The organism is Rhodococcus sp. P14, from assembly GCF_000256505.1.
GTDB classification, from domain to species: Bacteria; Actinomycetota; Actinomycetes; order Mycobacteriales; family Mycobacteriaceae; genus Rhodococcus; species Rhodococcus ruber.
Genome location: NZ_AJFC01000117.1, coordinates 15,217 through 27,325, shown reverse-complemented (window position 1 = coordinate 27,325; position 12,109 = coordinate 15,217). Strand labels below are relative to the sequence as shown.

12 protein-coding genes are annotated in these 12,109 nt (G+C 68.5%); 4 read left to right on the top strand and 8 right to left on the bottom strand.

Going from position 1 to position 12,109, the window contains the following annotated elements; genetic code table 11:
• Nucleotides 1-49: 49 nt before the first annotated feature.
• The gene (locus OEY_RS0108285) at nt 50-529 is read right to left on the bottom strand and encodes a nuclear transport factor 2 family protein (RefSeq protein WP_010593418.1); all 480 of its coding nucleotides are present in this window, start codon (nt 527-529) and stop codon (nt 50-52) included.
• Between the two features lie 171 nt (nt 530-700).
• Here OEY_RS0108285 and OEY_RS0108280 point away from each other — a divergent pair, with 171 nt between their 5' ends.
• The 3 genes from OEY_RS0108280 to OEY_RS0108270 all read left to right on the top strand — a co-directional run bounded on the left by OEY_RS0108280 (nt 701) and on the right by OEY_RS0108270 (nt 3,069).
• Nucleotides 701-1,957 carry a lipase family protein gene (locus OEY_RS0108280; protein WP_010593417.1) on the top strand — a complete coding sequence of 419 codons (1,257 nt, stop codon included), beginning with the start codon at nt 701-703 and terminating at the stop codon, nt 1,955-1,957.
• Between the two features lie 61 nt (nt 1,958-2,018).
• Complete coding sequence (locus tag OEY_RS0108275; RefSeq protein ID WP_010593416.1) at nt 2,019-2,501, top strand: nucleoside deaminase; 483 nt, start codon at nt 2,019-2,021, stop codon at nt 2,499-2,501.
• A 151-nt stretch (nt 2,502-2,652) separates the two neighbouring features.
• A complete protein-coding gene (locus OEY_RS0108270; RefSeq protein WP_010593415.1) occupies nt 2,653-3,069 on the top strand; it encodes a hypothetical protein in 417 nt (138 codons plus the stop codon).
• A gap of 168 nt (nt 3,070-3,237) precedes the next feature.
• On the opposite strand, the gene OEY_RS0108265 is transcribed toward OEY_RS0108270, so the two are convergent.
• The 3 genes from OEY_RS0108265 to OEY_RS0108255 all read right to left on the bottom strand — a co-directional run bounded on the left by OEY_RS0108265 (nt 3,238) and on the right by OEY_RS0108255 (nt 6,050).
• Nucleotides 3,238-4,071, bottom strand: a complete 834-nt coding sequence (locus tag OEY_RS0108265) for an alpha/beta fold hydrolase (RefSeq protein ID WP_010593414.1) — start codon at nt 4,069-4,071, stop codon at nt 3,238-3,240.
• Nucleotides 4,068-5,189 carry an extradiol ring-cleavage dioxygenase class III protein subunit B gene (locus tag OEY_RS0108260; RefSeq protein ID WP_010593413.1) on the bottom strand — a complete coding sequence of 374 codons (1,122 nt, stop codon included), beginning with the start codon at nt 5,187-5,189 and terminating at the stop codon, nt 4,068-4,070. Before OEY_RS0108260 ends, OEY_RS0108265 begins: the two co-directional genes overlap by 4 nt.
• A 93-nt stretch (nt 5,190-5,282) precedes the next feature.
• Nucleotides 5,283-6,050, bottom strand: a complete 768-nt coding sequence (locus tag OEY_RS0108255) for a FadR/GntR family transcriptional regulator (RefSeq protein ID WP_043804932.1) — start codon at nt 6,048-6,050, stop codon at nt 5,283-5,285.
• A 258-nt stretch (nt 6,051-6,308) separates the two neighbouring features.
• On the opposite strand from OEY_RS0108255, the gene OEY_RS0108250 reads away from it, so the two are divergent.
• Complete coding sequence (locus OEY_RS0108250; protein ID WP_010593411.1) at nt 6,309-7,343, top strand: amidohydrolase family protein; 1,035 nt, start codon at nt 6,309-6,311, stop codon at nt 7,341-7,343.
• A gap of 254 nt (nt 7,344-7,597) precedes the next feature.
• Here the strand turns inward: OEY_RS0108250 and OEY_RS0108245 are convergent, their stop codons facing one another.
• From OEY_RS0108245 to OEY_RS0108230, 4 genes are all read right to left on the bottom strand, one after another.
• Nucleotides 7,598-9,376, bottom strand: coding sequence for an AMP-binding protein (locus OEY_RS0108245; protein ID WP_010593410.1), 1,779 nt, complete (start codon nt 9,374-9,376; stop codon nt 7,598-7,600).
• A gap of 66 nt (nt 9,377-9,442) precedes the next feature.
• Nucleotides 9,443-10,240, bottom strand: coding sequence for an SDR family NAD(P)-dependent oxidoreductase (locus tag OEY_RS0108240; protein WP_010593409.1), 798 nt, complete (start codon nt 10,238-10,240; stop codon nt 9,443-9,445).
• Entirely contained in the window at nt 10,237-10,797 is a 561-nt protein-coding gene (locus OEY_RS0108235) for an aromatic-ring-hydroxylating dioxygenase subunit beta (RefSeq protein WP_010593408.1), read from the bottom strand. Before OEY_RS0108235 ends, OEY_RS0108240 begins: the two co-directional genes overlap by 4 nt.
• Nucleotides 10,794-12,074 carry an aromatic ring-hydroxylating oxygenase subunit alpha gene (locus OEY_RS0108230; protein WP_010593407.1) on the bottom strand — a complete coding sequence of 427 codons (1,281 nt, stop codon included), beginning with the start codon at nt 12,072-12,074 and terminating at the stop codon, nt 10,794-10,796. The genes OEY_RS0108235 and OEY_RS0108230 overlap by 4 nt, the downstream gene beginning before the upstream one ends.
• Nucleotides 12,075-12,109 lie beyond the last annotated feature (35 nt).

Below are 12,109 nucleotides of genomic sequence, written 5' to 3'. Positions count from 1 at the left end.
GCGGTTGCGGTCTGAGTCGGGAATCTCCTGCCTTCGGGAAGGAGAGGCGTTAATGCACCACTTTCACGTCGTCGGTCAGTGGGCGTTCGATGGACCAGTGCACCCGCACGTGGCACCGGGCGATCTTCCATTGTCCGTCCTCGACGACGTAGTCGTCGTCGTAGTCGAGTGCGCTGACCCGCTCGGTGCGGGCCCGCAGATCGACCTGCCGGAACCGCAGCGTCCACGCCCCGGTGGCGGTGCCGTCGCCGGTGATCTCGAGGCTCGGGTGCATGCCGTGGTGCATGTCGAGGATGACGTACCGGTCGTCGACGCGTTCGAGGGCGAGACGGGCGTAGACGGCGACGAGACCGTCGGCGTCGTCGAAGCTGCCCAGTGCGGGGCCGTAGTAGATGTCGGCGCCTTCGGCGACGAAGCAGTCGCGCATGCCCTCCGGGTCCTTGGCGTCGCACGCGCGGAAGTACCGGTGCTTGAGCATCCGGATCTCCTCGAGCGCCTCGAGCCGGGCCAGTCGCTCTTCGACGGTCATGGTCGCGTCCCTTCCGTCCTGCGGATACAGCGGAGACCCGGACCCTAGCCGCGGCGGGAGAATGCCGGCGGCGCTCGTCCCGCTCATCGGGCCGCAGCACCGGAACGATCGTAGAACTCGTTTCAGAAACCTCGTCGCGGCGCCTTCCTTCGGAGTACATATGTGTGCAGAATGCTCGGCATGCCGACGCCCACCGCCCGCCTGTTCACCGCCGCCCTGACGATGCTGCTGGCGCCACTCGTCGCAGGGTCCGTCGCGGCCGCCGCTCCCACGGGGTCCGCATCGGGCCACGACGCGTTCTACCTCCCACCCGATCCGCTGCCCGGCGGCGCGTCCGGCGACGTCCTGCGCGCCGAGCCCGTCGTCGCCCCGGCGCTCGACGCCCTCGCCACCCGGGTGATGTACCGCAGCGAGAACGCCACGGGCGGCCCGATCGCGGTCACCGGCACGGTATTCGTGCCGTCGCGGCCCTGGGCCGGCGACGGTCCGCGCCCGACGGTCGTCCTCGGTCCGGGCACGCAGGGCATGGGCGACCAGTGCGCGCCGTCGAAGTTGACGAACCACCTCCAGGAGTACGAATACCTGCACATCGTGCCGCTGCTCGCGCGGGGCTACGCCGTCGCGATGACCGACTATGAGGGCCTCGGCACGCCCGGTGGGCATCCCTACCTGAACCGCGTCTCGCAGGGGCACGCCATGCTCGACATGGCTCGTGCGGCGCTGCGACTGACCGACCGCGGTATCGACGAGGGCACCCGCATCGGCTTCTGGGGCTACTCGCAGGGCGGCATGTCGTCGGCGGCGGCCGCGGAGCTGGCCGACACCTACGCCCCCGAACTGCCCGTCGTCGCCGCGGTCGCGGGTTCCCCGCCCGCCTCGCTCGCCGACCTCGCCGTCGCCGGCGACGGATCGCTGCTCTCCGGCGGGATCGGCTGGGTGGTCAACGGCTTCGCCGCGGCCTATCCGCAGGTCCGCGAGGAACTGTTCGGGGCGTTCAATCCCGCCGGACGCGACATTCTCGCGCGTGCCGAGACCTACTGCGTCTACGACGCGCCCCGCATGAATCCGTTCTTCCCCACGGCCTGGTACACGGTCGACGGCCGTCCCATCGCCGACCACCTGGCCGCCGAACCGTGGGCGTCGCTGGTGCGTGAGCAGGAGCTCGGCAACATCGCCCCCACGATCCCGACGTTCGTCGCGCAGAACGCGACGGACGACTTCGTTCAGGTGAGCGGCGTCGACGCGATGGTCGGGAAGTGGTGTGCGGGAGGAACATCCGTCACCTATCGCCGCTACGCCGTTCCGCCGGTGCTGCGCGGGACCGGCGCGGGTCACGGGATCGGCCTGCTGCCGGCCGCCGTGGAAGGCCTGGACTGGATGGACCGGCGGTTCGCGGGAGCGCCCGACGAGGGCACCTGCGCGGGCTGAGGACGGTCCACCGGCCGCGGTGGCATGATGCGGTCGACGGCCGCGACACCGGGAGGACCACGTGATCGACGAATCGGAGATGACGCACCTGCGGCGGTGTGTGGAACTGGCGCGGGAGGCGCTGGACGCCGGCGACGAACCGTTCGGCTCGGTGCTGGTGGCGGCCGACGGCACGCGCCTCGCCGAGGACCGCAACCGCGTCGCGGGCGGGGACCGGACCAGGCATCCCGAGTTCGAACTGGCCCGCTGGGCCGCCGCACACATGAGCGAGGCCGCGCGTGCCGGCGCGACGATGTACACCTCCGGGGAGCACTGCCCGATGTGCGCGGCCGCGCACGGCTGGGTCGGGCTCGGCCGCGTCGTGTACGTGGCGTCGTCGGCGCAACTCGCCGGCTGGCTGGAGGAGATGGGCGTGCCGCCGGCGCCCGTCCGGTCACTGCCGATCCGGGAGGTCGCGCCCGCGGTGACCGTCGAGGGGCCGGTGCCGGAACTCGTCGACGAGGTGCGTGCCCTGCATCGTCGGTGCTACGGACACGCAGTGTAACTGTTCCGTGACACACTGGGTCACGGTCTGGTGACAGCCGACCGATATTGATCACGGGTTGTGTTCGACTGCGGCGCTTTGCAGTTCCTGTACCCGTTCCTGGGTCGACCATTGAACCGGTCGGGCTGGTCGACGGTCGAAAGGAACGCCCATGAAGGGCTCGAAGCTCGGACGCGCGGCGGTCGCCCTCGCGGCGCCGCTCGCATTGATGACGGGCCTCGCGCCCACGGCATCAGCAGTGGATCCCTACCCGTACGGCAGCTGGAGCGTGAGCGTGCGGGAGAACACGATCACGGTCAAGTTCATCTACTACCGGGCTCCCGAGGCGGACTACCCGCACTACTGCAACGCGGTGATCGACGGAATCCCCGACGTGCGAGTGGCCGAGATCTACTACGCCGACTACGAAACCGTGAAGTTCGAGAACGTGCCCGACGGCGACTACACGGTCGACGCGGACTGTCAGGACGACGACCACGTGTACCGGAGCGTCGGGTCGATCGACGTCTCGATCCCCGGCCCGGCGCAGACCCGGTTCGTCGGCAGCCACCACTTCTCCTTCGGCTGAGTCCTGACCGCTCACCGGAGCGGGAGGTGTCATAGACAACGGCGGCCCGACTCCACGCGAGTCGGGCCGCGGTTCCCGCTGTCCGGCGTCCCGAAGTCCCTCGCGTGGTCGCTGCCAACGGACGCAGCCGACAACGAACTCTGTGCTCCGCACAGTGGGTGACGGCGCTCAGCCCCGCAGGAAGTCCGCGACGAGTTCGTTGAATTCCGCGGCCCGCTCGATCTGCGTCCAGTGCCCGCAACGAGCGAAGACGTGCAGGTCCGCGTCCTGCAGCAGGTGCAGCATGGTCCACGAGACCTCCGGCGGCACGACCTTGTCCTCCCTTCCGTGAATCAGGAGCGAGGGCGTGCGGATCGACCGCACTTGCTCCTCGGTGATACCGAGTTCGTTGCCTTTGTGCCGGGGGTCGAGGAACATCGCGCGATAGGCGTCGAAGGTTTCCAGGCTCGCCTCGTAGCGAATGCGGACCAGCTCGTCGGTGATGATGGACGGGTTCACCGCAAAGTAGTCGAGCAGCAGCGCCCGCATGTTCTCCAGGGAGGGTTCGTAGGCGCGCAGAGCCTTCAGCCCGTCGGTCACGGTCATCCCGACGCCGGGCGAACCCATGAGGACCATTCGGGAGATCCGTTCCGGATGGCGTTCGGCGAGGTCGAGCGCCATCCGTCCGCCCAGGGAGTTGCCTACGAGCGACACCCGATCGAGTTCCAGCACGTCGAGCAGGCCGAGGATGTGGTCGCTCCAAGTGCGAAGTGAGTAGACGATGTCCCCGGGACGCGAGGTGGCCCCGTATCCCACGGTGTCCGGTGCGATCACTCGGAAGTGCTCGGCCAGCCCGGGAATCGTGTGCTGCCAGTTCGCCCAGCCCGACACCCCGGGGCCGGATCCATGAAGCAGCACAACGGGATCGCCGCTGCCGGCCTCGAGGTAGAACGTATCGATGGGCTCGGCGGTAACACCGGGCACGGCGACTCGGCGGCCCTGGGCGAGGTCGGTGGTGGTCATCGTGGTTCCTGTCCCGCCCGGCCACCGGCACCGCCGGCGTAGGCATCGTCGGGCTTGCCGGAGAACACGGCGAAGCACTTGTTGGAGTTGAATACGTCGGTGGTGACGAGGGTGGACCATGTAAGGGGCAGCCCGAGTTCGTGCATTGCGCCGAGCAGGCAGTACCAGTTGAGCATCTCGTGCTGGCCGGACTCGACGATCTCGGCGCCGCTCACTGCACGCCAGGTGTCGACGTCCCCGTGCACGAAGGCGTCGTAGAGCCGCTCGTCGACCGGGGTGTCCGGGCGGAGATGCCAGAGCTTGTCGGTGAGGAAGGCATGCGACCAGCTCGACGAGGCCACCAGGGCGACCCGCTTGTCGGTCGCGGCGAACGCGCGCGCCACGGCGGCGCCGAGGTCGAAGCAACGGTTCGGGGTCGGGCCGACCGGGTCGAGCTGTTCGTCGGCGATGTCGGCGAATCGAGCGAGGCCGCCCTTGCGGGCAATCGCGTGCTGGCCATAGCAATTGACGGTGATCGGCACGATCGGATAGGGGAGTTTCGATCCCGCGTTCTCGTAGTCGAGAAAGATCTGTGTGTTGAGGATGGCGTGCGGGAAGTGAGCCTCGGCGCGCTTGCGGTACGAGTAGGCCATGTCGAAGCCGTCCTCGATCAAGGCATTTGCCAGATTCCTCGCGGCGTGCGGGTCGCCGTGCAGGGTGATGGTGAAGTCGTCGGGTAGCCCCCAGGCATTGGGGCTGCCACGCTCGTTCATCACCTCGAACGCCGGGACCTCGAGGTCGTCGTAGGCCAGCACGCAGAACGGCGGCACCACCTCTTCGCGGAAGTTCTCGTACTGGTCGTCACCCCATACCACCACGAGATCCGGTTCGAACTCGTCGAGTGCGGCCCTGCACCGGGCGAGGTGCTCGACCAGCTCGGCGCGATGCGCGGCTGCGGCGGCTGTGCCGCCGTCGGCGTCCCATTCGCGGCGCATCCGGGCCGGCCAGTTCGCCGGATCCTTCAGGTCTTCCGGGATGTCCGGGTCGGTCAGGGTCCACCGCAGTAGCCCAGCCATGTGCTCGTCGGTGCCGGCGAGCAGGGGATAGTGAGTGATCCCCAACCCGAGGAATTCTGCCATGACTCCTCCTCATGCATTCGGCATCGCTGCCGAGACAAAACATTACGGAATCATGCATGCATAATTCAAGGGCTGGAGCGCAATCGTTGGCAACTATTCCGGCGCCACCGGTGAACGAGTCGGATCCACCGCCCGCACCAGGTCCTGACGGTGCAGGTCCAGGCACTTGCCCAGCGCCTCGCGGTCGCCGCCGCGGATCGCGGCCACGATCTCGGCGTGCACGGCGATGCTGTGCTGGTACATCTCCTCGTGATCGGGTAGCAGTTCGACGCGCGTGGCCGCGCCTCCGATGATCGCGGCGATCGCCTCGTACATGCCCGCCAGCACGGGGATCCGGGCGGCCCGCGCGATCGCCAGGTGCAGCCTCAGGTTTGCATCCAGGAAATCGCGCGGCGTACTCGCCGACTGCATCGACTCCAGTGCCCATTCCATGTCACGGATGTCCGTCGGGCCCGCCCGCTCTACGGCAACCCTGGTCAGGACGTCCTCCAAGTGCATGCGGGCCTCGAACAGATCCAGTGGATCCGTTCCTGTTCCGGAGAACCACAGGTCGAGCGCTCCGAGCCGGACCTGCGGCGGCCGGCTCGCAACGAACACCCCGCCGCCGGGCCCGGGCTTGACCACCACGAGCCCGCGGTCGCGCAGGATCCGCAACGCCTCGTTGATCACCGTCGGGCTGACCCTGAAGCGCTCCATGAGGTCCGTACGTCGGCCGAGGGAGGTCCCCACCGGGGTGTGCGCGGCGAGCAGCTCGTTCTCCACTTCGACCGCGACCTGTTGTGCCCGCGACAGCGACCGCTGGGCCTGCCCCTTGTCGTGGCCGTCCACTGTCCGCGGGTGATTCCTAGTCGATGACGTCATCAGGTTCGACCTCTTCTCAGGGCTGTGAGCTGCGTATATACCGGAGACGCCGGCGCGGGGCCGTAGTCCGACCACAATCGTATCTGCAGGATTGGCGAGAATCGCACGGTACGAGCCTCCGGGTACGGGGTGTAGCGGGCGGGCCGGTTCGGGAAGGTGGACCGACGTAATCATCTTGAATCCTGTAGTCATGATTTGTTACGGTGTCGACCACACCGTCGGAACATCGACCCCGCGGGCGTCGTCGAGGGAGCCAGCATGAGCACGCACGTGAACGGCGACGCCGGATTGCCGCTTCCTCTCGGGGCGATCGACGTTCACACCCACGCGATCGGTACCCGGCTTCCGGACCTGTCCGGCCGACCGGGACGCTGGCCGTCCATCGAACTCCTCGATCCCCGACGCGCCCAGCTCCTGCTCGGCGGTCGTCCCTACCGCGAGATCGACCACCGGTGCTGGTCCGCCCAGCGCCGACTCGTCGACATGGACGCCGAGGGGATTGCAGCACAGGTCGTCTCGCCAATTCCTGTCACGTTGTGTCACGACCAGCCCGCCGACGGCGCACGGATCCTGGCTGCGGCGCAGAACGATGCCTTCGCCGCACTGGTCGCCGAGGCACCGGGGCGGCTGTATGCCCTCGGTGCCGTTCCCTTGCAGGACCCCGACGCCGCGGTCGCCGAGCTCTCCCGCTGCATCGACGAACTGGGTTTCCTCGGTGTCGAGATCGGCACTCGTGTCGGCACGCGGGAGCTGGCCGACCCCGCATTCGACGAGTTCTTCGCCGCTGCGGCCGAGCGCTCGGCACTGGGGCTGGTGCACCCGGTGGACACTACGCTCGACCCGCGGCTGTCGAAGTTGGGCCTGGAGTTCGGGCTGGGGATGCCCATGGAGACAACGACCGCCGCGGCGGCACTGCTCACGGGGCGGACCCGTACTCCGGGCGTGCGCCTGTGCCTGGCCCACGGCGGTGGCGCCCTGCCTGCGATCTTGCCCCGACTCGACCGAGGCGCCGTTCTCTCCGGCACGCCCGGACCGGCGCCGAGTGTGCGGGCCCGGGACCTGTGGTGCGATTCCCTCACCTACGACGCGGCGGCACTCGGCCAGGCCGTCGCCCGATTCGGCGGCGAGCACGTCCTGCTGGGCACCGACTACCCGTTCGCCGCGCGCGAGACACCACCCGGAGCCGTCCTCGGCGCCTGCTCCGACGACCTCGCGGCCGCGATCCGCCGCGACAACGCCGCCGAGCTCATTGCCACGGTTCGCCCGCTCACCGGACCGGCAAACGCCCGCTGACGACGAACTCCCGATATCGGGGTACACAGCAGGCACACTTCCACCCAGCGCCGGCGGAAGCTGCGTCGCGGCGAGACCGTGACCACGTACTGCTGTCCGGCCATCCACCGCCTGCCACGCGTGGGCACGCCTTGGTCGTTCGTGAACCAGGAGCTATCACAATGGGATTCGGTCCCGGAGACCTGCGACGGAACCAGGACTCGTTCAGGTGCGTTCGCGCACCCCGGGGCGCTTGCAGCCCCGGGGGACGTGACTCAGGACCGCAATTCGGGGAACTGGTCGTCGCGCCATTCACCGGCACCGGCGACGCCGGATTCCTCGCGGCCACGCAGTTCCACGCGGCGGATCTTGCCGGAGATGGTCTTCGGCAGGTCGGCGAACTCCAGGCGGCGTACGCGCTGGTACGGCGCGAGGTTCGCGCGGGCGTGCCGCAGAATCGCCAGTGCCGTCGCCCGCGTCGGCTCGTGACCCGGCGCGAGGCTGACATAGGCCTTGGGCACGGCCAGCCGGACTTCGTCGGGGGCCGGCACGACCGCGGCCTCGGCGACCGCCGGATGCTCGATCAGCACGCTTTCCAGCTCGAACGGCGAGATCTTGTAGTCACTGGCCTTGAACACATCGTCCGTGCGCCCGACATAGAAGATGTAGCCGTCGGCGTCCCGGGAAGCGACGTCGCCGGTGTGGTAGAAGCCCCCTGCCATCGCCTCGGCGTTGCGTTCGGGATCGCCCAGGTAGCCGGTCATCAGGCTCATCGGTCGCGCTGTCAGATCGACGCAGAGCTCACCCTCTCCGACTCCGTCGACCCGCGCGCCGGACAGCGGATCGACCAGCACGACCGGAACACCGGGCAACGGCAGCCCCATCGATCCGGGCTTGACCGGCATACCGGGTACGTTCCCGACAGCCAGTGGCAGCTCGGTCTGGCCGAACCCGTCGCGGATCGTCAATCCCCATTGCCGCCGCACCTGATCCATGACTTCGGGGTTCAGCGGTTCTCCCGCGGAAAGCAGCTCACGCAGCTGCCCGGGGCCGCCGGAGAGGTCGGCGTTGATCAGCATTCGCCACACCGTCGGTGGAGCACAGAACGTGCTCACGCCGGCCCGGCGGATCTGTCCGAGCAACGCGGCGGCATCGAAGCGGGAATAGTTGTAGACGAAGATCGTCGCTTCGGCGATCCACGGGGCGAAGAAGCAACTCCAGGCGTGCTTCGCCCAGCCCGGCGAACTGATGTTCAGGTGGACGTCCCCGGGTGCGGCTCCGACCCAGAACGAGGTCGCGAGGTGCCCGAGGGGGTAGGACACCTGCGTGTGCTCGACGAGTTTCGGCCGGCTCGTGGTGCCGGAGGTGAAATACAGCAGCTGGGGGTCGTGCGGAGCGGTACCGGGGTGCGTTGCACGGGGAACGTCGAGCGCGTACGCGCCGGCGAAGCGCACCCAGCCGGCCGGCGCGTCATGCCCGCCGCCGACCACGAAACGCGTGTACTCACCCTCGATCTCGTCGAACTTGGCGGTGTCGGCGACGTTGGCGACGACGTGCCGGGCACCGCCCCGGCCGATGCGATCGGCCAGATCCACCGGGCCCAGCGCGGTGGTCGTGGGCATGATGACCGCACCGAGCTTCATGACCGCGAGCATGGCCTCCCAGAGTTCGACCTGGTTGTTCAGCATGAGGACGACTCTGTCGGCCCGGGCCACCCCGTGGGCGGCCAGATGGGCGGCGACCTGATCGGACCGGCGTGCGAGCTCGTCGAAGGTGTACTTCGCCTCGGCGCCGTTCTCCTCCACGATCCACAGGGCCACCCGGTCGTTGCCCCGTGCGATCGCGTCGAACCAGTCCACGGCCCAGTTGAACCGCTCCCCGAGATCCGGCCAGGTGAACTCGTCGACCGCCTTGCGGTAGTCGCGGCCGAGATCCTGGAGCAGATCGCGGGCCGACCGGTAGAGTTCGGTTGCTGTGCCGGGGGTCGACAGTGGTTCGGGAGCAGAAGCATCCGTGACACGAGATGTGTCGTCGACGTGGGATACGCCGGTCATGGCTCACCTTTCGGGGTAGGGACGCTGGGTGCGGGTCGGTCTGTGCCGCGGCGGAGCGGAGAGGTTTCAGCCCATGCTGCTGCCGCCGTTCACACTGATCACCTGGCCGGTGACGAAGCCGGATTCCGGGCGAAGGAGATAGGCGACGGCGCCGGCGACTTCGTCGGGAACGGCAGGGCGTCCCATCGGAATGAGCCGCACCGCGTCCTCGACGACCGGCCGCAGAACCTCGGGGAGGCGGTTCGCTTCGATCGCGGCGGCCAGCTCCGCGGTCAGGGTGTAGGCCGGCGCCACGGTGTTCACGGTGATGCCTGCGGGCGCGAACTCGCGCGCCAATCCGACGGCGAACGCGTGCACCCCGCCCTTTGCGGCGTTGTAGACCGCGTGGGCGGTGAGCCCGTTGCGCACGGACTCGGCGCCGATGTTGACGATGCGTCCCCCGCCGTTGTCGACGAGATGGGGGAGTAACGCCATGCTGGCCCGCAGCGTGGTCCACAGGTTGTTGTCGATGGTCGACTTCAGCGTCTGCTCGGTGTGCTGGAGCGTCGGCGCGATGACGCCCCCGCCGGCGTTGTTGACGAGTCCGTACACCGGGCCGAACGCGTCCGTGGCCGCGGTGAGCATCGCGTCCGCGGCGCCCGGGAGCGCCAGATCACCGACGAATCCGGTGGGCTCGGGAACGCCGGGGGGTGCGCTCAGCGCCCCGAGCCCGCGATGGAGTTCGTCCTCGTCCCGGGCAGCGACGAGCAACGACGCGCCGTCGGCGAGCAACCTGCGGGTGATCGCGAGACCGATGCCGGTCGCTCCTCCCGTGACGACCACGGTGCGGCCCCGCAACGGTGCCCCGTCCAGTTCGGCGTTCACAGGATGATCGCGACGTCGGACACCTGGCGCAGGCTTCCCATGCGCAGCACGCACCGCTTCGACGCGATCCGCAGGTGCCCGTCGACGACGCGCAGTCGATAGTGGTAGCGGCCGGCGTAGGTGTAGGAGCGTTCGCCGCGGAAGCGCCAGACGACGAACTCGGCGACCACCGGAAGCTCGGCTGCACCGCCGGTGCCGTCGACGACCGGGCGCAGCCGCACGTTGGACACCTGGTGGCTGGTGGCCGAGTGCGGGTATTCCCGGTGTGCCCGGCGGGAATTGAGTCGCTCCACGCGGCAGGACAGACGCAGGTGGTCGTCGTCGACGAGCACCAGGTCCCGGGCCGGGTCGGCGTCGGGGGTGTCGTTGCAGGGCACGACGTAGCGGCAGTCGTCGGTGTAGAGGGTGATCCAGGTGTCGAGGTCCCAGTCGTCGAGCAGTTCGGCCTCGAGGTAGAGCAGGTCCTCGACTCGGCTGCGGGTGACCTGCCGAAGGTCGCCGACCTGCGGGGAGGGCGCCGGCGCGGCCTTCGGGGTCTCGGGTGCGGTGGTGGTCATCGGGCCTCTCCGATCATCTGCTCGTTCCAGCGTCGCCAGAAGGCACGCATCTGCTCTTCGTCATTGGCCTCGGGCGTGCGCGCCATGCCGCGTGAGATGTCGTTCCACTCCACTCCGCCGCTGTGGAAGCCTTGCTGGCAGGACTCGAGGGCTTCGATGTCGTCCGGGGTGGCGAAGCCACCGGGCCCCAGGAAGGTGAGGAAGCTGTCGAGACGGCGCTGCCGCAGCTGGGATTGCTCCTGACTCGGAGCGAGCTCCCAGGCGGTGATCTCCATCCGGTCCGCGGAGACAGGCATGAAGGTGCGTACGGTGACAGCCATGATGTCGTTGATCACCAGGTTCGGGTAGATCAACAGGTTGCGGTTGACGTCGGCCATGCGCGCGGCGCGCTCTTCGCCGTGCTTGGCCACGAGTTCGGCGCGCAGCCGGCCGATCTCCTCGCGCGCGCCCTCACCGAACAGCGGCTCCCACTTCGCCACCGGTCGGCCCCACGGTGCGGTGTATTCGAGTACCGCGTGCCCGTTGCCGAGCGCCTTCGCCGTGCCCTGGACCCCACCTGCGAGGTCGGTGCCCAGCGCTACCAGGTACTTGAAGTAGGTGTCGTGGGTGCTGACCGCGTGGTAGCCGTCGATGCTGTTCTCCGCCAGGAGTTTCCAGTTGGCATTGATCGCGTACTCGTTGGTTCCGGAGATGATTTCCGCGTCCTCGACCGCGTCGACGACGAGGTCGAGGTACTCCGTGGCGCCCGCCAGGTAGTCGACCAGGGGCACGATGTCGGGATCGTAGGAGAGGAAGACGAAGCCGCGGTAGCTGGCGACCTTGGCGGCGGGCCGGAGCCCGAGTTTGCCGAAGTCGAGGTCGTCGCCGTAGGCCTGGCGGTCCGGGATGCCCACCAGTTCGCCGTCGGTGTTGAACGACCAGGCATGGTAGAAGCACGAGAAGATCTTGGCGTTGCCGCGTTCGGCGCGGCAGACCATGGCGCCGCGGTGGGTGCAGGTGTTGTGGAAGACGTTCACCTGCCCCGATCGTCCGCGGACCATGAAGACCTGGCGTCCGCCGACGGGGCGGCGCACGTAGTCGCCCTTCTTGCGGATTTCCGACTCGTGGCCGACGTAGAGCCAGCTGTGCGCGAAGACCCGCTCGAGTTCCATCGCATGAATCTCCGGTGAGGTCATGGTGGAGCGGTGGACACGGAAGCTGTGTGCTTCACGATCGTCCTCGACGAACGGTCCGTGGGGTGTCGGTAGCTGGGTGGTCGGGTCGTCTGTGACGGTCATCGGTGCCTCTCTGGGATTGGGCCGAGGTTGGTGCG